The sequence below is a fragment of the Mesorhizobium sp. A556 genome, from assembly GCF_054489545.1.
This window is the reverse complement of record NZ_JBTMXA010000006.1, coordinates 88,458-108,094: the sequence shown is the minus strand read 5'-3', so window position 1 is coordinate 108,094 and position 19,637 is coordinate 88,458. Positions and strand designations below refer to the sequence as shown.

Genomic DNA, 19,637 nt, shown 5'->3' with positions numbered 1-19,637 from the left:
CGCCCGCAATGCGTGTCAAATCGCCCCGGAGGTGCTGTCCGGTGTAAGCTGCAGGTGTAGGTTCGTGGGTGTGGCGCATCGGCCGATACTCCGTTCCAGCCCACCCCATAAATCCTCATGCTCCCCCTATTGCATGACGCCGCGTAAATCCCCTTGCCGGGATTATATGCATATGATCGTATGGCGATCAAAATCCATCAGTTCAATCTGATACGAAAACGCAAAGGGAGGAATTGCATCAATGTCCACGAATAGCAGAGGGTTTTCGCGCCGCGGTTTTCTCGGCGGCAGCGCCGTCGCCCTGACGGCAGGCACGTTGGGAATGCCCTTCGTGCGCACGGCCCGAGCGCAGGCGTCGACCTTCAAGGCGGGCGTCATCACCTCGCTGTCGGGGGAAAATATCCTCGGCGGCAACCTCACCAAGCGCGGCTACGATCTGTGGGCTGACGCCATCAACGCCAAGGGCGGCGTCGAAGTCGGCGGTGACCGGTTCAAGGTGGACATGTTCTACGGCGACGACCAGAGCAATCCGGCGACCGGCGCCGACGCCGCCGAGCGGTTGATCGTGCAGAACGAGGTCGACGTTTTGTTCGGCCCTTATACCAGCGGCTCGACCATCGCCGTGCAGCCGATCTGCCAGAAATACCAGGTGCCGATGATTTCCGGCTCGGCGGAATCGCCGAATGTGTGGAAAGCCAAGCCGGAATTCAATTTCGGCATCATCCCGGCCGTGGATACGACCTCCGGCATGTCGCTGGCGGTGCTGGCCAAGCTGTCCAACCCGAACGCCAAGACCATTGCCGTGATCGGCGTCAACGAGCCCTTCTCCAAGGAGACGGGCGAGGGTTTCCGCGATGGCGTGAAGGCAGCTGGTCTGGAAATGGTCGCCTACGAGCTGGTGCCGCCGGAAGGCGACCTCACCCCCGTCATTTCCAAGATCGCAGCCCTCAATCCGGATGTCATTGCGGTGGGCGGGCACGAGGAACCGCTCATCAATGTCGTCAAGACGTGCAAGTCGCTGAATTATCGGCCGAAGGCGCTGATCATGCATTACGGCGTCACCAACCCGGCCTTCGCCCAGGCGCTCGGCGCGGATGCGGACGGCACGACCGGCGTGGCGGTGTGGCTGCCGACCGTTCCCTACAAGGACGATCTGTTCGGCACGGCCAAGGAATTCGCCGAGATGGCGCAGAAGAAGTCGGGCTCGGAGCCGGACTATACCGAGGCCGGCTGCGCGGCCAGTGGGCTGGTGCTTGGCGATGCGCTCAAGCGCCTCGGCAAGAAGCCGGCACTGACGCCCGAGGACCGGGTGGCGCTGAAGGATGCCATCGCCGAAACCGACATCCAGACCTTCTACGGGCCGATCAAGTTCGAAAAGGAAGGCCCGCACTATCACGACAATACCCAGCCCGTTCCGGTGCTGATCCAGATCCAGGGCGGCAAGACCATCGCGGTCGGCCCGAAGGAAGCGGCTGCCGCGCCCTTCATCTATCCGCTGCCGGCCTGGAAATAAGCGTCAAGACGGGATGGGGCGAGACCACCGCCCCATCCCGGTCGAATTCCGCCGCCGGTTGCGCATGCCTGAAAAATGACGGACACATGTGCCTGTGGTGCCGGCTTGCCGCCGTACCGCTCTGCCTTTCCGTTTCCCTGACGACGAACGGTTTTCGCCTTGGATCTTTTTCTCCAGACTCTGCTGAACGGCCTGTTGATCGGCGGCGTCATCGCCACCTTCACCATCGGCTTCCAGCTTACCTTCGGCGTACTGCATGTCATCGACTTTGCGGTCGGCGGCTGGGTCGTGCTGGGTGGCTATCTCGGCTACTACATGACAGCGGCGCTGGGGGTCGACGGCTTCGCGGCGATCCCGGTGGCCTTCGTCCTGTTCGGCGCGCTTGGCTACCTGATCGGGCCGATCCTCTACAATGTCCGCAACAGCCGAACGGCAAGGCCGGAATTGATGGCGCTGGCGCTGACGTTTGGCCTGTTCACGCTGCTGCGCGGCGGCATGCTGACCGCGTGGGGCTTCAACACCTACAGCGTGCAGACGGCGCTGAGCGGCGAAAGCTTCACCCTCGGCCCGGTCACGGTACCGCTGATCCGGGTCGCCGCGGCAGTTTTTGCGGCGGCAATCGCCGGTGGCCTGTTCCTGTTCCTCTATCGCACCCGCTACGGGCTGGCGATCCGCGCCACGGCCGAGAACCGGCACAACGCCGCTCTGATGGGCGTCAACATCCGCCGCCTCAGCGCCAATGTCTACGGGCTTTACGCAGGCATCACCGCCATGGCCGGCGTGCTGATGGGGTCTATCTACTCGGTCAATCCGGAGGTCGGCCTGCGCTACACGCTGTTCGCCTTCTTCGTCGCCGTGCTGGCGGGGCTTGGCTCGGTCGGCGGCGCGCTGGTCGCAGCCCTGCTGCTCGGCGTCATCGAAGCGTTCGTTTCCACCTATGTCGGGTCCAGCTATTCGCTGCTGGCGGTCTTCGCCACGCTCTTCCTGGTCCTTCTCATATCCCCGAAGGGGATCTTGCGGAGAGGATTGTGACATGGCGGCGCAAACGATGAAATCGCGCCTGCCGGGCCTCGTCCTGCTCGCCGCCATCCTCGTGGTACTGGCGCTGATGCCGTTGCTGGTCAACAATTACTGGCTGCGCATCGCCACCGGCGCGCTGATGTGGGCGGGGCTTGCCTGCTCCTGGAACATTCTGGGCGGCTATGCCGGCTACATCAATTTTGGCCACTCAGCCTTTTTCGGCCTCGGCGCCTATGCGACCGCGCTCCTGATGGGCGACCCGTTCGGCCTGCCTTTCCTGGCCACGATCCCGGCCGGCATGCTGGTGACAGCCCTGTTCGCCGTCGTCATCGGCGCACCGACGCTGCGCCTGCGCGGCGCTTATTTCGCCATCGCCACATGGGCCTTCGCCGAGGTGCTGATCCAATTTTCCTCGGTGGTGGACTTCACCGGCGGCATCGGCGGCATCGGCCTGCCGCCCTACCTCAACGAGCGCTTCTTCTATTTCGCCATGTTCGGCGCGGCGGCGCTGACCTATCTCGTCACCTGGGCGCTGTTCGAGCGCTCCCGCTTTGGCCTGAAGGTCAAGGCGCTGCGCGACCACGAGCCGGCGGCGGAGGCGATGGGCATCAACACCTCGCTGGTCAAATTGCAGACCTTCGTGCTGAGTGCGGTAACCGCCTCGGTTTTCGGCGCGATCTTCGCCTACTGGGTCACCTTCATCAATCCCAAGAGCGTGTTCGGCGGCGACATCACCGACCAGATGGTGGTGATGGTGCTGCTCGGCGGGCTGGGTAGCCTGTGGGGACCGGCCATTGGCGGGGTGATGCTGTTCGTCGTCAACCGCCTCGTGTGGATGTACTGGGGCGACACCGCCTTCTATATCGCCGTACTCGGCGCGGCCATCGTGCTGGTGGTGCTGTTCCTGCCCAACGGCATCGCCGGCCTGTTTGCCAAGCGCGCCAAATCGAGCACGATACTGGAAAAGGCCGCCGGCAAGCTGGTCGGCGGTAGCGGGGAGGGAGGGCGGCCATGAGCGAGACCACGCAATCACCGCCGGCGGGCGAACCTATCCTCGTGGTGCGCGACGTGCAGAAGCACTTCGGCGGCATCAAGGCAGCCAACGGCGTCAGCCTGGAAGTCGGGCGTCGGGAGATCGCCGGGCTGATCGGGCCGAACGGCTCCGGCAAGTCGACATTGTTCAGCCTCGTCTCGGGCACGGTGACGCCGGACAGTGGCCAGATCCGTTTCGACGGGCAGGAGGTGGCCGGCCGCAGCGCCTATGCGATCGCCAGGCTGGGACTGGCGCGCACCTTCCAGATCCCCGCTCTGTTCGAGAACATGACCGTCACCGAGAACCTGCTGGCGGCGGCGGCGCAAGGTCATTGGCCGGGCGCGCATGAGCGGGCGACAGAGACGCTTGCACTGCTCAAGCTGGAACATGTCGCCGATAACCGCGCCGCCGACCTGTCGGGCGGGCAGCAGAAGCTGCTCGAATTCGGCCGCGTCATCATGCGCCAGTCCAGCCTCATCCTGCTCGACGAGGTGACCGCCGGCGTGCACCCCAACATCCGCAAGATCATCCTCGAGGCGATTGCGCGGCTGCGCGAACGCGGCGTTACCTTCCTTGTCATCGAGCACGACATGGAGATGGTGCGCAGCGTATGCGACCGCATCATCGTCATGGATTCGGGTCGGGTGGTGACCAGCGGAACCTTCAACGACATCGTGCGCAATTCGGAAGTCATGCAGACCTATCTGGGGCGGCCGCAATGAGTACGCTCGCCGCCGAAAACATCGTCACCGGCTACGGCAAGCAGGAAATCGTCCACGGCATTTCGCTCACGGCCGAGGCCGGCAAGATCACCTGCATCTTCGGCCCCAACGGCTGCGGCAAGTCCACTTTACTCAAGGCCATCGCCGGCGCGCTGCCGGTGTGGAGCGGCACGGCCAGCCTTGGCGGCACGACGCTTTCCAACCTTGCCGTCCATGACGTGGTGCGCGAGGGGCTGGTGCTCATGCCGCAGGGCGGCGGCGTGTTCCCGCGCCTGACCGTCATGGAAAATTTGCGCATGGGCGGCTACGCCATTGCCGACCGCAGCGCGGTGGAGCGCCGCATCGAGGCGCTGATCGACGAGTATCCCTCGCTGGCGCGGCGTCGGCGCACGGCGGCCGGCGCGCTTTCGGGCGGCGAACAGGCGATGCTTTCGCTGGCGCGCGCTCTGGTTTCGCAACCACGCTTCATCCTGCTCGACGAACCCTCCGCCGGCCTGTCGCCCGCGATGGTGATCGAAACGCTGGAACGCATCACCGGGCTGACGAAACTGGGTATCGGCATTCTGATGGTCGAGCAGAACATCCGCGAGGCCATGCCCATCGCCGACCGAATCTACATCCTCGCTGCCGGCGAAAAGCGCTTCGAAGGCTCGCCGAGCGACGTACGCGACGACCGCCAGATCATGGACATCTACATGGGCGGCGCCTGATGCGCGTTGATGCAGCAAACAGAGCGGTGAAGCGGCCAATCCGCTTGCTCGTGACCACGGGCTCTCAGGTTTCAGGGCTGTTCACGCACTCGAGGAGCGACGGTGGTTGAGGCGCAGGGAAAGCCCGAATGATCGCCGTGAGGAGACCCTGTCCCTGACCGCCGCAGGTCGCCGGCCTTACGCGGAGATTGTTCCTCGCGCGATAGAGTTTGAAGCAGCATTACGTGGCGTGCTTGGAACCGATGCAGGACCCTTGCTGAGGGCACTCCACCGACTCGATGCCCATGCTGGGGTGGGAGTCAAAGGGGGGTGCGATCAGGTGGGGGCCATCGCCCCACCCTCTAGCTAGGTGCTGTGCTTCTACCCTCCGCGGAGGCGGCCTTATGCGATAAGGTCCAGGCTCAGAGCGAGGCGGCCAGTGCCTTCAGGAAATGGTCGTTGTCGGCCTCGGTGCCGACCGAAACGCGGAGCCAGTTTTCGTAGCCCGCTTGCTTCCACGGCTTGACGATCACGCCCTGGTTCAGCAGCGCCTCGGCGAGTTCGACCGATGGGCGGGTCGCTTCGAAGAACAGGAAATTCCCCTTTGACGGCAGCACGCGCAGGCCGAGCGCTTCGATCGCGGCTTTTACGCGCGGCCGCTCGCGCTGCACCAGTGCCACCGCTTCCGCCACCGATTGCGGATGGGCCAGTGCCGCCTCGGCCGCCACCTGGGCCATCAGGTTCACGTTGAAGGGGGTGCGTGCCAGATCGAGCCCGCGCTTCAGCTCCGCGCTGTTGGTCAACCCGTAGCCGACACGCAGGCCGGCGAGCCCCCAGGCCTTCGAGAAGGTGCGCAGGATCAGCAGCGGCCCGCGATGCGTCGCCAGCCGCGCCGTGCCCGAAGCGTATCCCTCCCCTTCCGCATATTCGTGGTAGGCCTCGTCGAGGCAGGTCACCGCCTCGGGGTGGACCGCGTCCAGCACCCGGTCCAGATCCTGCGGCGACAGCCACACGCCGGCCGGGTTCATCGGGTTGGCGAACAGCACCAGCCGCACCGGCTGCGCCACCGCCTGCACCAGCGCGTCGACATCGATGCTGCCTTGCGGCGTCAGCCCGATGCGCGTGACCTCCGCCCCCATCAGCCGGGCATAATCCTCATGCAGCGGAAAGGACGGATAAAGCGTGACCACCTGGTCGCCAGGCCTTAAAGTGGCGCGGGCAAGCATCGCGAGAAGATCTTCCGAACCATTGCCCAGCACCAGCTGGTCGGCCGAAACGCCGTGCCGCACCGCCAGCTTGGCCAGCAGCGCGCGGCCCGACGGGTCGGGGTAAACGGCGATGCGCTGCAACGAGGCTTCGAGCGCCTGCCGCACCGCCGGGTCCGGCCCGAGCGGGTTTTCGTTCGAGCCCAACTTGGAGACGCGGGTCACGCCAGGCCGCCGGGCGACCTCTTCGGCGGTGAGGCCGGCATTGTAAGGCGCGAGCGCGGCCAGTTCCGGGCGCAGGAACGAGTGAACTTTGGTCATGCTTTGGGCCTCCTTGCCCGGCGTGGTGACGGCTTGGCCGCCTGTATCTTGTTTGCCTGTAAAGCTGGGTGGAATGGATTTGTCTTGCCTGAAAGCCGCGCATCGGGGCGAATCAGTCGCCCCCCGCCGTGGTCTTTTCGGTGCCGACAAAATGGCCGGGCTGGAACGCCACCCGGACGGTGGTGATCGGCCCGATGTCGTTCCAGGTGGTGCGGTGCAGGATCAGCAGCGCTTGACCTGGCTGCGTCCGCAGCAGCCGTGCGTCGCGGCGATTGGCATTTTCGGCCGAGAATGCCAGTTCCGCACGCAGGTAAGGCGCATTTCGCACCAGCCATTCATTGGCGTTCAATTGCCAGAAATCGGCTTTTTCCAGCTCTGGCGCGGTGCGCGGGTAGAGCCAGCGGTCCTCCAGCTGGAACGGCAGGCCATCGCCATAGTGCACCGCCCGCATATGGACCAGCACCTCGCCCGTCGGAAGGCCGACCCGCGCTGCAATATCGTCGGGAATGGGGCTCTTGCGCTGCGCAACGACACGATGGCTGTAGGCCATGCCGGCTTGTTCCACCTGTTCGCGCACGATGGAGATGGTGAAGGTTGCCTTGCGGACCGGGTCGATCGCGACCCGCGTGCCGGCCCGGCGCCGGCGGTCCAAAAGCCCTTCGCCAGCCAGAAGCTGCAGGGCCTTGTTGACGGTGGCGCGTGCCGCGTCGAACTCGATCGCCAGGTCGGCTTCGTCGGGGATGCGGTCGCCCTGGCGCCATTCGTGCTCGACGATGCGGCGGCGCACCTCGCTGGCGATGTGCTGCGCCTTGGGGGAGGTGGAACCGGCTGGCTTGTCGGTCACATCCGCTCCTGCAATCGGCCGATGCAGGCCAGGTAATCGGCAGTGATGCGCTCGTGCTCCGGGTGCCGGCCGTCCTGCACGACATGGCGGCCGGCCGCCCAGACGTCGCGCACCAACCCGTCATGGCCGGCAAAGATCAGGCTGTCCAGCATCTCGTCGCCCTTGCGGCCGGCGAGCACCGGATTGTCCAGCGAAACCGCGCACAGATCGGCCCACAGGCCGGGGGCGATAGCGCCGGTCTCGCGCCCCGCAGCCGTTATGCCACCGTCCAGGCCGGCCTCGTAGAGGACCCGGCCGGTGGAGCGCCCCGTCTCGGCGAGTACGGCGCGGGCGGTGTCGCGCAGGCGCTGGCTGTACTCCAGCGTGCGCAGTTCCTCGACCAGCGAGATGCGGACGTTGCTGTCCGAGCCGAAGCCGAGGCGTCCTCCTGCTTGGCTCCAGATCGTGCCGTTGAAGATGCCGTCGCCAAGGCTGGATTCGGTGATCGGGCAAAGCCCGGCGACGGCGCCGGTCGCCGCCAGCCCGCGGGTTTCGGCCTCGGTCATGTGGGTGAGGTGGATCAGCGTCCAGCGGCGGTCGGGATTGTGGTTGTCGAGCAGCCATTCGACCGGGCGGCCGCCGCGCGCGGCCTGCACTTCCTCGATTTCCGGGAGTTGCTCTGCCAGATGCATGTGCAGCGGCCGCCCCGGACGCAAGCCTTCGCAGATGGTCAGCGCCTCGGCGCCGACCGCGCGCAACGAATGCGGCGCGACGCCGATCCCCGCGTCGGCCGGCAGGTGCCGCAACGCCCGCTCCGCCGCATCGAGCAGAACGGCGAATTCGTCCGGCGTCGTGCCGAAACGCTGCTGGCCGGGCCCGAGCGGACGGCGGTCAAGGCCGCCGAACTGATAGTGCACCGGCAACAGGGTCAGTCCGATGCCGGTGCGGGCGGCGGCGGCCACGATCCGCTCAGACATCTCGGCGATGTTGACGTAGTGCGTTCCACCCGGCTGGTGATGCAGATAGTGGAATTCCACATTGGTGGCGTAACCGGCTTCCAGCATCTCCATCTGCACCAATGCTGCGATCGCCTCGACATCCTCGGGCGTCAAATGGTCGAGGAAACGGTACATGATCTGGCGCCATGTCCAGAACGTGTCGCGCGGCTGCGGCCCGCGCGCTTCCGACAGGCCGGCCATGGCGCGCTGGAAGGCATGCGAATGGAGATTGGCCATCGCCGGCAGCAAAAGGCCGACCTGCTGGCCCGTTCGCGCCGCGCCGGCTTCAACCTTGGCGATGCGGCCGTCCGCGCCGAAATCGACACGGACATTCTCCGCCCAGCCGCCCGGCAGCAACGCACGGTCCGCCCAAAGTGTCGTCATTATTCCGATCTCCTCTCGCCGTCTCGACTCGGAAGCCGACATCAATAAGTTTAGACATAGAGACAGAATAAGTCTAGACATAGAAATCCGATTATGGTTAGGCTCAGAAAAATCACGGACAGGGCCGGAGGGCACAGGATGCAGGTTCTAAGCAATGCCGCAGTGGCAATCGTGGACGACGAGAAGGCCGGCTATCGGCTCGTCGAGCGCGCTTCGATCGCTATCGACGGCGGCGCAATCGCCTGGGTCGGCGCCGATGCCGACCTGCCGGCAGCCTGGCGCGGCGCCCCTTCCCGCGACCTCGAAGGGCGGGTGGTGACGCCGGGCCTGATCGACTGCCACACCCACATCGTTTATGGCGGCGACCGCGCCCGCGAGTTCGAGATGCGCCTGGAAGGTGCTGCCTACGAGGAGATCGCGCGGGCCGGCGGCGGCATTCTCTCCAGTGTCCGCAACACCCGCGAAGCCAGCGAAGACGAACTGCTGGCGCTGGCGCTGCCGCGCGTCGACACTCTGCTTGCCGAAGGCGTCACCACGCTGGAGATCAAGTCCGGCTACGGGCTCGATATCGAAACGGAGCTGAAAATGCTGCGCGTCGCGCGCCGCATCGGCACGCTTCGTCCGGTGCATGTCGTCACCAGCTGGCTTGCCGCCCACGCCCTGCCGCCGGAATTCAAGGATGACCGCGCCGGCTATATCGACCGCGTGGTTCTTGCCGGCATGGATCAGGGCCATGCCGAAGGGCTGGTCGATGCGGTGGACGGTTTTTGCGAGGGCATCGCCTTTTCGGTCGAGGAAATGACGCGCATCTTCGATCATGCCAAGGCGCTCGGCCTGCCGGTCAAGCTGCATGCCGAACAGTTGTCCGACCTGCACGGAGCGGCGATGGCGGCCGAACACGGCGCGCTTTCCGTGGACCACCTCGAATATCTCGGCGCGGACGGCATCGCCGCCATGGCGAAGGCCGGAACCGTCGCCGTCCTGCTGCCCGGTGCCTTCTATACGCTCAGGGAAACGCAATATCCGCCGCTTCAGGCGCTGCGCGACGCCGGCGTGCCGATCGCGCTCGCCACCGACTCCAATCCCGGCACCTCGCCGCTGACCTCCATCCTCCTGACCATGAATATGGGCGCGACGCTGTTTCGCATGACGCCTGCCGAATGCCTGCGTGGCGTGACCCGCAACGCGGCCCGCGCGCTTGGCCTTTCCGATCGCGGCGTGATCGTACCCGGCGCCCGCGCCGATCTGGCCATCTGGAACATCAAGCATCCGGCCGAGCTTTCCTATCGCATCGGCTTCAACCCGCTTCATGCCCGCATTTTCGGAGGCCAATATGTCTGAAATCGTCCTGATACCCGGCAAGGTCACCCTGGCCGATTTGGAGCGCGTCTGGCGCGAGGGGCTTGCCGTGCGGCTGGCCGACAGCGCCCGCGCCGGCATTGCCGATTCCGCAGCAAGGATCGATGCCGCCGCCAAGGGCGACGTGCCGGTCTATGGCGTCAACACCGGCTTCGGCAAGCTTGCCTCCATCAAGATCAAGACCGAGGATACGGCGACCTTGCAGCGCAACCTCATCCTGTCGCATTGCTGCGGCGTGGGCGAGGCCGTCGAGGAAGAAACCGTGCGCCTGATCATGGCGCTGAAGCTCTTGTCGCTCGGTCGCGGCGCCTCCGGCACCCGCCCCGAACTGGTCGCGCTGATCGAGACCATGCTGGCCAAGGGCGTGCATCCGGTGATCCCCGCGCAGGGTTCGGTCGGCGCTTCGGGCGACCTCGCGCCATTGGCGCACATGGCGGCCACGATGCTGGGCGAAGGCCGCGCCACCTATCAGGGTCGCGAAATGGCGAGCGCCGAGGCTATGGCCGCCGCCGGCCTGAAGCCGATGGTGCTGGCCGCCAAGGAAGGGCTGGCGCTCATCAACGGCACCCAGGTTTCGACCGCCTTCGCGCTGGTCGGCCTCTTCGAGGCCTCTCGGGCGGCGCGCAATGCGCTGGTGTCGTCGTCGCTTTCCACCGACGCCATCATGGGCTCGACCGCGCCCTTCCTGGATGAAATCCACCAGTTGCGCGGCCATCGCGGCCAGATTCTTGTCGCCAGCGCCATCCGCACATTGATGGATGGCTCGGAAATCCGCGAAAGCCACCGCGTCGGCGACACCCGCGTGCAGGACCCTTATTGCATCCGCTGCCAGCCGCAGGTCACCGGCGCCTGCATCGACCTTTTGACCCAGGCGGGCCGCACGCTGGAGATCGAGGCAAACGCCGCGACCGACAACCCGCTGGTGCTGGTCGAAACCGGCCAGATCGTTTCGGGCGGCAATTTCCACGCCGAGCCGGTGGCGTTTGCCGCCGACCAGATCGCGCTGGCGATCGCCGAGATCGGGGCTATCTCGCAGCGCCGCATCGCGTTGATGGTCGACCCGGCGCTCAGCCACGATTTGCCGCCCTTCCTCACACCCGATCCGGGCCTGAACAGCGGCCTGATGATCGCCGAGGTGACCTCGGCGGCGCTGATGAGCGAGAACAAGCATCTGGCCAATCCCTGCTCGACCGATTCGACCCCGACCTCGGCGAACCAGGAGGACCACGTCTCCATGGCCGCGCACGGCGCGCGCCGCCTGAAGCGGATGAACGCCAACCTTGCCCAGATCGTCGGCATCGAAGTGCTGTGCGGAGCCGCCGGCGTCGAATTCCGCGCCCCGCTCAAAACCTCGACCCCGCTTCAGGCGGTGGTCGCACGGCTGCGCAAGTCGGTCGCGGCGCTGGATCAGGACCGCTACATGGCTCCCGACCTTGCCGAGGTCGCTGCCCTTGTCAGCTCCGGCGCGCTGCTCGAGGCCCTGCCCAAGGGCATGCTGGATGAGGCCCGCCCGTGAACCCAACCCCCATGGACCCAACACTCGTGAAGCCGGTCGAAATTGTTCGGGGCGACGGCCCGGTCATTCTCGGCCTGCCGCATACCGGCACATACCTGCCCGAGTCGATCCGCGCGAAACTCAACGCGCGCGGCCGCATCCTGGCCGATACCGACTGGCACATCGAGCGCCTCTATGACGGGCTGTTGCCGAATGTGACGACGGTCAGGGCGAGGTTCCATCGCTATTGCGTAGACGCCAATCGCGGGCCGGACGACGCGAACCTCTATCCCGGCCAGAACACCACCGGCCTGGTGCCGGTGACCGATTTCGACGGCGAGCCGATCTGGATCGAGGAACCGACGGCGGCTGAAGTCGCCGAGCGCAAGGCGGATTTCCATGCGCCCTACCATGAGGCGCTTGCCGCCGAGATCGAACGGGTGAAGGCGAAGCACGGCGTGGCGATCCTTTACGATTGCCATTCGATCCGCTCGCATATTCCGTTCCTGTTCGAAGACGTGCTGCCCGACTTCAACATAGGCACCAACAATGGCGCGACCTGCGACCCGCGCATTGAGGCAGCAGTCTTCGACCTGTGCGCCGCTTCCGGCCGCACGCACGTCCTCAACGGCCGCTTCAAGGGCGGCTGGACCACGCGCCATTACGGCCGCCCAAAGGATGGCGTCCACGCCATCCAGATGGAACTGGCGCAATCCACCCATCTGGCGAGCGAGACCCCGCCCTTCGCCTATGACGAGGAAAAGGCCGCAGCCATACGCACCACGCTTGCCGCGATCCTGGAGCGGCTCGCAGCCCTTGCGCCGGAGCTGAAGCCATGAGCGGGCCGCTTGCCGGCATCAAGGTGCTCGACCTGTCGCGCGTTCTGGCCGGGCCGTATTGCACCGCGCTGCTGGCCGACCTTGGTGCGGAGATCATCAAGCTGGAGCCGCCTTCTGGCGACGATTACCGCCATGTCGGACCGTTCAGGGATGGCGAGAGCGCGCTGTTCACGCTGAACAACCGTGGCAAGAAGAGCATCGTGCTCGACCTGAAGAAGCCGGCCGACATGAAACTGGCGCAGGCGCTCGCCGCGCGTGTGGACGTGGTCGTGGAAAATTTCCGTCCGGGCGTCGCCGCCCGCCTCGGCCTCGGCGCGGAGGCCTTGCGCGCGGCCAATCCGCGCCTGATCTACTGCTCCATTTCCGGTTTCGGGCAGGAGGGTCCTTTCAAGGACCTGCCGGCCTACGACCTGGTGGTGCAGGCCATGTCCGGCCTGATGGCCGCGACCGGCGAGGAGGGTGGTGCGCCCTTGAAAACCGGCGAAAGCATCGCCGACCTGGTCGCCGGCCTGTTTGCCAGTTGGTCGATCATGGCCGCGCTGGTCCAGCGCAACGCGACCGGGCAAGGCGCGACGCTGGACGTCGCCATGTACGACGCCTTGTTCTCCATGTTGACGACCAGCCATGCCCAGCATCTTTACAGCGGCATCCTGCCCGGCCGGGTCGGCAACCGTCATCCGCTCTCCACGCCCTTCGGCTGCTTTGCCACAAGCGACGGGCAGGTGGTGATCGCCGTGCTGAACGCCGGGCAGTTCGAGCGGCTGGCGGCCCTCATCGGCAAGCCGGAGATCGCTGCCGATCCGCGCTTTGCTTCCGACAGCAGCCGCACCGAGCATGAGCCGGCACTGCGCGCGCTGATCGAGGCATGGTCGGGCGCGCTGACGACCGAGGCGGCCGTTGCGGCGTTGGCCGCGCAGGGCCTGCCGACCGCGCCGATCTGGGACATCGCGAAGGCCGCCGACAATGAACACTCTGCCACACGCGGCTTGGTGAGCCAACTGGCGCATCCCGTGCTCGGCCAGGCGCCGGTCGTCGGCCAGCCGGTGCGCTTCGACGGCGTCAAGCCGTTGGCGGCAACGGCGGCCCCGCGCCTTGGCGGCGACATTGAAGCAGTTCTGAAGGAATTCGGGTTGGAGGAATTCGAGTTGGAGGGGAGGGCATGACGCAGATCAACGACCCCTGGCATATGCTTGCCGAAGAAGAGCGCATGTTCTGCGACGTGCTGGAGCGGCTTTGCGCGGACAAGATCGCGCCGCTGGCGGCCGAGACCGACGAGGCTTCGCGCTTCGTGCATGAACAACTTGGCGTGCTTGGCGAAGCGGGCATGATGGGCGCCAATTTGCCGGAAGCCTATGGCGGGGGCGGCATTTCTGCGCCGGCGCTGTTGCGCGCCGTCTCCATCGTGGCCGGTGCCTGCGGCTCGACCGCCTCGGCGCTGACGGCGCATTATCTGGCGACCGATTCCATCCTGATCGGCGGCACCGATGCGCAGCGCGAGGAATGGCTGACGAAGGCTGCCACCGGCGAGGCGCTCGGCGCATTCGCCTTGACCGAACCCACCGCCGGCTCCGACCCCGCCGACATGAAAACACGGGCGCGGCGCACGGAAAGCGGCTGGCACCTCAAGGGCACCAAGTGCTTCATCTCCAACGGCGGGGTTGCGGATTTCATCGTGGTCTATGCGGTGAGCGACCCCGAAAAGGCGCATCGCGGCATCTCGGCCTTCATCCTGCCCAAGGGCACGCCCGGCCTCGAAGCCGGCTCGCCGGAAAAGACCATGGGCCTGAAGGGCGGCCATGTCTTCACGCTGAACCTCGACTGCACGCTTCCTGAAAGCGCGCTGCTCGGCGAGGAAGGCAAGGGCTTCCGCATCGCCATGCAGGTTCTCGACAACGGCCGCATCGAAGTCGCCGCGCAATGTCTCGGCCTTGCCGGTGCTGCGATGAACGCGGCGGTCGCCTACGCCAAGGACCGGATCATCGGCGGCATTGCGCTATCGGAGCGGCAGGGCATCCGCTGGATGATCGCCGACATGGGGCTCGCCTTCCACTCGGCGCTGCTGTTGTCGCAGGAAGCCGCGCGCCAGCGCGACTTGGCGCATCGCCATGGCGGACGTTTCTCGCTGGCCTCGTCCATGGCCAAGCTCGGCGCGTCGGAGGCTGCGGGCAAGATCGCCGACACCGCCCTGCAACTGCATGGCGGCTATGGCTACACCCGCGATTTCCCCATCGAACGGATCAACCGGGACCTGCGCATCATGCGCATCTACGAGGGCTCCAGCGAAATCCAGCGCATCATTATTTCCGGCACCATGCTGGCCTGACAGGAGTCAAACCATGAGCAACCCCAGACACAATACCCGCGATGTCTTTCCCCCGACCGGTCCCGAGATCACCGCGAAAAGCTGGCTGACCGAGGCGCCCATGCGCATGCTGATGAACAATCTGCATCCCGACGTCGCCGAGAACCCGCATGAACTGGTGGTCTATGGCGGCATCGGCCGCGCCGCCCGCACCTGGAAGGATTTCGACATCATCGTAGACAGCCTGAAGAAGCTGGAGGCCGACGAGACGCTTCTGGTGCAGTCGGGCAAGCCGGTCGGTGTCTTCAAGACCCACAAGGACGCCCCGCGCGTCTTGATCGCCAATTCCAACCTCGTGCCGCACTGGGCAACCTGGGATCATTTCAACGAACTCGACAAGAAGGGCCTGGCCATGTACGGCCAGATGACCGCCGGTTCGTGGATCTATATCGGTTCCCAGGGCATCGTTCAGGGCACCTACGAGACCTTCGTCGAGGCCGGCCGCCAGCATTATGGCGGCAGCCTCAAGGGCAAGTGGATCCTGACCGCCGGTCTCGGCGGCATGGGCGGCGCCCAGCCGCTGGCCGCGGTGATGGCCGGCGCCTGCTGCCTGGCGGTGGAGTGCGACGAGACCCGCGTCGATTTCCGCCTGCGCACCCGCTATGTCGACGCAAAAGCCCATTCCATCGATGAAGCGCTGGCCATGATCGACCAGTGGACCAAGGCGGGCGAGGCGAAATCCGTGGCGCTGATCGGCAATGCGGCGGATGTCTTCCCGGAACTGGTGAAGCGCGGCGTCAGGCCCGATATTGTCACCGACCAGACCTCGGCGCACGATCCGATACACGGCTACCTGCCGCTCGGCTGGAACGTCGCCGAATGGCGCGCCAAGCAGGAGAGCGCACCCAAGGAAGTGGAAAAGGCCGCGCGCGCCTCCATGAAGCAGCATGTCGCCGCCATGGTCGACTTCTGGAATGCCGGCGTGCCGACGCTCGACTACGGCAATAACATCCGCCAGATCGCGCTGGAGGAAGGGCTGGAAAATGCTTTCGCCTTCCCCGGCTTCGTGCCGGCCTATATCCGCCCGCTGTTCTGCCGCGGCATCGGCCCGTTCCGCTGGGCCGCTCTTTCGGGCGATCCGGAAGATATCTACAAGACCGATGCCAAGGTGAAGGAACTGACGCCCGGCAACCACCATCTGCACAACTGGCTGGACATGGCGCGCGATCGCATCGCCTTCCAGGGCCTGCCGGCGCGTATCTGCTGGGTCGGCCTCGGCGACCGTCACCGGCTCGGCCTCGCCTTCAACGAGATGGTGCGCACCGGCGAGTTGAAGGCCCCGGTCGTCATCGGCCGCGACCACCTCGATTCCGGTTCGGTCGCTTCGCCGAACCGCGAGACGGAATCGATGAAGGACGGCTCCGACGCCGTTTCCGACTGGCCGCTGCTCAACGCGCTCTTGAACACCGCTTCGGGCGCGACCTGGGTGTCGCTGCACCATGGCGGCGGCGTCGGCATGGGCTTCTCGCAACATTCGGGCATGGTCATCGTTGCCGATGGCACTGAAGACGCCGCGCGCCGGCTGGAGCGCGTGCTTTGGAACGATCCCGCCACTGGCGTCATGCGCCATGCCGATGCGGGCTATGAGATCGCGATCGACTGCGCTCGCGAACAAGGGCTGAACCTGCCCGCCATTCTTTGATGGCATCGCGCGCCTCCGGCCTCTGGCGGCGCGCGACAAAACCCAATAGCTTTGGTTAATCAGCAGTCGCTAACAGTTCACCAGGGAGAAAAGTGAAATGAAGTTTTCCAACACACTGAAATCGGCTTTGTTCGGCCTGGCCGCGCTCGGCCTCGCCGTGCCCGCCATGGCCGACCAGCTTTCCGACATCAAGGCCGCCGGCAAGATCGTCACGGCAACCGACATGCACTACGCGCCCTTCGACGTGCTCAACAACGGCACCTATGAAGGCATGACCAAGGACCTCTTCGACGGTGTCGCCAAGGAACTCGGCGTCGAGCCGGTCTACCAGGACATTCCGTGGACCGCGGAACTGCCCGGTCTCGAAGTCAAGAAGTTCGACATCGTCATCGCCCCGGTCACCATCACGCCGGAGCGGCTTGAGCGCTACAACTTCACGCTGCCGATCGCCGACGCCACCGTGGCGCTGGTGCGCGCCACCGCCAACACCGAGATGAAGAAGCCGGAAGACATCAAGGGCAAGACCGTAGGCGTCCAGCAGGGCACCGCGCAGTTCAAGCAGTTGCAGGCCTTCGGCGACACGCTGGGCGGCGTCGACGTCAAGGAGTACGGCACCACCGACGAGGCCTATGCGGATCTTGCCGCCGGCCGTCTGGACGCGGTTGCCGGCTCGCTGCCCAACCTGGGCTATCTGGTCAAAAGCCGTCCCGAGACGTTCGCCATGTTCGATAGCGCCACGTTCGGCCAGCCGACCTACTTTGCCTGGGTGGCGCGCAAGGACGCTGACAGCGAAAGCTTCGTCAAGGCCATCAACGACGCCGTGCTCAAGATGACCGACGACGGCCGCATCAAGGCGATCCAGGAAAAGTGGCTCGGCTCCTACACCGAGCTGCCGCGCGAAGTTCCCACCAAGTAACGATACGCTGCGGGCGGGAGCGATCCCGCCCGCAAGCCTTGCGTCAATCGGAGCACCGATGTTTTCGATCTCCACGTTTCTGAACAGCTTCGAGCCGCTCTTCTGGGCCGCGCGCTATACGCTGTTGATTTCAGGGCTGGGCATTGCGCTCGGGCTGGTGGTCGGCGCGCTCATCTGCGCGGCCGCACTGTCCCGCGTGGCCTGGCTGCGCTGGTTCGCGGCACTTTGGGTCAGTTTTCTGCGCGGGGTTCCGCTGCTGGTCCAGCTTCTTCTTTGTTATTATCTCTTGCCCGTCGTCGGCATCAACGTGCCGGCCATGGTCGCGGCCGTGGTGACGGTCGGTATCTGTTCCAGCGCCTATGTCTCCGAAATCTGGCGCGGCGCCATCATTGCGCTGCCCAATGGCCAGGCCGAGGCGGCGACCGCCATCGGCATGCGGCCGCGCGACATCTGGGCACGGATCATCCTGCCGCAGGCGTTCAGGATTTCACTGCCGGCCCTGGTCAACGAGCTGATCCTGCTGGTCAAGGCATCGTCACTGGTGTCGATCGTCGGCATAATGGAAGTGACGCGCGCCAGCCAGGCGCAGGCGGCCACCACCTTCCGTCCGCTGGAAGTCTACATCGCAGCAGCCTGCATCTACCTGATCATCAATCTCTGCTTGGCGGCGCTCGGGCGCTACCTCGAGCACAGGATGACCGTGTAATGGACCTGAGCATCCTGCTGCAATACTGGCCGATCCTGCTGAAAGGCTTCGGGCTGACGATTCTTTGCTGGTTTCTGGGCACGGTCTTCAGCATGATCCTCGGCCTGCTCATTTCGCTGGCGCAGCGTTACGGGCCGCGCTGGCTCGGCTGGTTGATCCAGGTCTATATCGAGGTCATCCGCGGCACGCCCTTTCTCGTACAGCTCTTCGTGCTCTATTATGGCGGCCCGCTGCTCGGCCTGCGCCTTGACGCCCTGCCGGCCGGTATCCTCGGGCTCAGCGTCTATGGCAGCCCCTATTTCGCCGAGATTTTTCGCGCGGGCTATCTTGCCGTGCCTCTTGGCCAGCTCGAAGCGGCACGCGCCATCGGCATGTCGGAACTCACCATCATCCGCCGCATCCTGCTGCCGCTAAGCCTGGTTTCCGCACTGCCGGCGCTGGTCAATTTCTCCATCATCCTGACCAAGGAGACGGTGATCCTGTCCATCATCACCGTGCCCGAATTGATGTATCAGGTACAGCGCATGTCCACCGAGACCTTCCGCTATCTGGAGGCCAATTTAGTGCTGGCTCTGTTCTTCTGGGCGTTGGTCGAAACCATTTCGCGCCTCGGCCGCCGGCTGGAAACGCGCATCACCCGACATCTGGTCGAAAGGACATAGGATGGCAGAGGCCTCATCCGTCGAGATCCGCAAGGTCAACAAGTTCTACGGCCCTTTCCAGGCGCTGAAACAGGTGGACCTGTCCATCACGCCGGGCAAGGTGACCTGCCTGATCGGGCCTTCCGGCTCGGGCAAGTCCACGCTTTTGCGCTGTATCAACTTCCTTGAGGAATATGATTCCGGCGAGATCACCATCGACGGGCAACTGATCGGCTACGCCAGTCCGGGTGGCCGCAAGATGTCGGGCCGCAAGCTGCGCGAGATGCGCCGCTCGATCGGCATGGTGTTCCAGCAGTTCAATCTGTGGCCGCATATGACTGCGTTGCAGAACGTGGCCGAGGGGCTGATCCGCGTGCGCGGCATGTCAAAATCCGAGGCCGGAAGCCGCGCGGCCGGGGCACTGGAGAAGGTAGGGCTCGCCGACAAGTTGGCCAACCATCCGGCGCGCCTGTCGGGCGGCCAGCAGCAGCGCGTCGCGATCGCCCGTGCCATCGCCATGGAACCGCGCCTGATGCTGTTCGACGAACCCACCTCCGCGCTCGACCCGGAATTGGTGGGCGAGGTGCTGAGCGTCATGAAGACGCTCGCCTCCGAGGGCATGACCATGGTCGTCGTCACCCATGAAATGGGGTTCGCCGCGCATGTCGCGGATCAGGTCGGCTTCATGGAAAAGGGCGAACTGGTGGGTGTGGCCGCGCCGAGCCAGATCCTGCACGACCCCAAGGACCCGCGTATCCAGGCCTTTCTGCGCACCTATCACGAGCGCAACGTCTTCTGATTCGCCCGCGACAAGGCGGCGAGGTACATGCGGGAAGATGTCACCAGACCTGTGCGGGGGTAGAATTCTACCCTGGTATCGCTTGATCTTTTCGGCTTCCGGGGACGGGAGTAGAGCCGCGCCAGCAATGCGTTGTCGTCGGCGCCTTGCCACTCGCTGACGATTCCGGG

Annotated in this window: 18 protein-coding genes; 15 read left to right on the top strand and 3 right to left on the bottom strand. The window is 65.3% G+C overall.

The window, feature by feature from the left end; genetic code table 11:
* Window positions 1-241: 241 nt before the first annotated feature.
* The 5 genes from ACX3P0_RS14290 to ACX3P0_RS14270 all read left to right on the top strand — a co-directional run bounded on the left by ACX3P0_RS14290 (window position 242) and on the right by ACX3P0_RS14270 (window position 4,998).
* Window positions 242-1,513, top strand: a complete 1,272-nt coding sequence (locus tag ACX3P0_RS14290) for an ABC transporter substrate-binding protein (RefSeq protein WP_459089440.1) — start codon at window positions 242-244, stop codon at window positions 1,511-1,513.
* Window positions 1,514-1,672: 159 nt separating this feature from the next.
* A complete protein-coding gene (locus tag ACX3P0_RS14285) occupies window positions 1,673-2,545 on the top strand; it encodes a branched-chain amino acid ABC transporter permease (RefSeq protein WP_459089438.1) in 873 nt (290 codons plus the stop codon).
* 1 nt (window position 2,546) lies between these two features.
* Complete coding sequence (locus tag ACX3P0_RS14280) at window positions 2,547-3,548, top strand: branched-chain amino acid ABC transporter permease (protein ID WP_459089436.1); 1,002 nt, start codon at window positions 2,547-2,549, stop codon at window positions 3,546-3,548.
* Complete coding sequence (locus tag ACX3P0_RS14275; protein ID WP_459089434.1) at window positions 3,545-4,288, top strand: ABC transporter ATP-binding protein; 744 nt, start codon at window positions 3,545-3,547, stop codon at window positions 4,286-4,288. Before ACX3P0_RS14280 ends, ACX3P0_RS14275 begins: the two co-directional genes overlap by 4 nt.
* Complete coding sequence (locus ACX3P0_RS14270) at window positions 4,285-4,998, top strand: ABC transporter ATP-binding protein (protein WP_459079937.1); 714 nt, start codon at window positions 4,285-4,287, stop codon at window positions 4,996-4,998. The genes ACX3P0_RS14275 and ACX3P0_RS14270 overlap by 4 nt, the downstream gene beginning before the upstream one ends.
* Before the next feature lie 401 nt (window positions 4,999-5,399).
* Here the strand turns inward: ACX3P0_RS14270 and hisC are convergent, their stop codons facing one another.
* The 3 genes from hisC to ACX3P0_RS14255 form a co-directional block, all read right to left on the bottom strand.
* Entirely contained in the window at window positions 5,400-6,503 is a 1,104-nt protein-coding gene (hisC, locus tag ACX3P0_RS14265; protein ID WP_459089432.1) for a histidinol-phosphate transaminase, read from the bottom strand.
* 112 nt (window positions 6,504-6,615) lie between these two features.
* A complete protein-coding gene (locus ACX3P0_RS14260; RefSeq protein WP_459079935.1) occupies window positions 6,616-7,347 on the bottom strand; it encodes a GntR family transcriptional regulator in 732 nt (243 codons plus the stop codon).
* Window positions 7,344-8,708 carry a formimidoylglutamate deiminase gene (locus ACX3P0_RS14255; protein ID WP_459089430.1) on the bottom strand — a complete coding sequence of 455 codons (1,365 nt, stop codon included), beginning with the start codon at window positions 8,706-8,708 and terminating at the stop codon, window positions 7,344-7,346. The genes ACX3P0_RS14260 and ACX3P0_RS14255 overlap by 4 nt, the downstream gene beginning before the upstream one ends.
* Window positions 8,709-8,846: 138 nt before the next feature.
* On the opposite strand from ACX3P0_RS14255, the gene hutI reads away from it, so the two are divergent.
* The 10 genes from hutI (at window position 8,847) to ACX3P0_RS14205 (ending at window position 19,467) form a co-directional block, all read left to right on the top strand.
* Window positions 8,847-10,049, top strand: coding sequence for an imidazolonepropionase (hutI, locus tag ACX3P0_RS14250; RefSeq protein ID WP_459089428.1), 1,203 nt, complete (start codon window positions 8,847-8,849; stop codon window positions 10,047-10,049).
* Complete coding sequence (gene hutH / locus ACX3P0_RS14245) at window positions 10,042-11,583, top strand: histidine ammonia-lyase (RefSeq protein WP_459089426.1); 1,542 nt, start codon at window positions 10,042-10,044, stop codon at window positions 11,581-11,583. The genes hutI and hutH overlap by 8 nt, the downstream gene beginning before the upstream one ends.
* Before the next feature lie 11 nt (window positions 11,584-11,594).
* Complete coding sequence (hutG, locus tag ACX3P0_RS14240; protein WP_459089424.1) at window positions 11,595-12,401, top strand: N-formylglutamate deformylase; 807 nt, start codon at window positions 11,595-11,597, stop codon at window positions 12,399-12,401.
* Window positions 12,398-13,564 (top strand): CaiB/BaiF CoA transferase family protein, encoded by a 1,167-nt coding sequence (locus ACX3P0_RS14235; protein ID WP_459089422.1) that lies wholly within the window; start codon window positions 12,398-12,400, stop codon window positions 13,562-13,564. Before hutG ends, ACX3P0_RS14235 begins: the two co-directional genes overlap by 4 nt.
* Window positions 13,561-14,724: an acyl-CoA dehydrogenase family protein gene (locus ACX3P0_RS14230; RefSeq protein WP_459089420.1), complete on the top strand. Its 1,164-nt coding sequence runs from the start codon at window positions 13,561-13,563 to the stop codon at window positions 14,722-14,724. Before ACX3P0_RS14235 ends, ACX3P0_RS14230 begins: the two co-directional genes overlap by 4 nt.
* A 13-nt stretch (window positions 14,725-14,737) precedes the next feature.
* Window positions 14,738-16,405, top strand: coding sequence for a urocanate hydratase (hutU, locus tag ACX3P0_RS14225; protein WP_459089418.1), 1,668 nt, complete (start codon window positions 14,738-14,740; stop codon window positions 16,403-16,405).
* Between the two features lie 97 nt (window positions 16,406-16,502).
* Window positions 16,503-17,321: a transporter substrate-binding domain-containing protein gene (locus tag ACX3P0_RS14220; RefSeq protein WP_459079928.1), complete on the top strand. Its 819-nt coding sequence runs from the start codon at window positions 16,503-16,505 to the stop codon at window positions 17,319-17,321.
* 58 nt (window positions 17,322-17,379) lie between these two features.
* Window positions 17,380-18,027 carry an amino acid ABC transporter permease gene (locus ACX3P0_RS14215; RefSeq protein ID WP_459079927.1) on the top strand — a complete coding sequence of 216 codons (648 nt, stop codon included), beginning with the start codon at window positions 17,380-17,382 and terminating at the stop codon, window positions 18,025-18,027.
* Window positions 18,027-18,689, top strand: coding sequence for an amino acid ABC transporter permease (locus ACX3P0_RS14210; protein WP_459089416.1), 663 nt, complete (start codon window positions 18,027-18,029; stop codon window positions 18,687-18,689). Before ACX3P0_RS14215 ends, ACX3P0_RS14210 begins: the two co-directional genes overlap by 1 nt.
* A gap of 1 nt (window position 18,690) precedes the next feature.
* Complete coding sequence (locus ACX3P0_RS14205; RefSeq protein WP_459089414.1) at window positions 18,691-19,467, top strand: amino acid ABC transporter ATP-binding protein; 777 nt, start codon at window positions 18,691-18,693, stop codon at window positions 19,465-19,467.
* Window positions 19,468-19,637 lie beyond the last annotated feature (170 nt).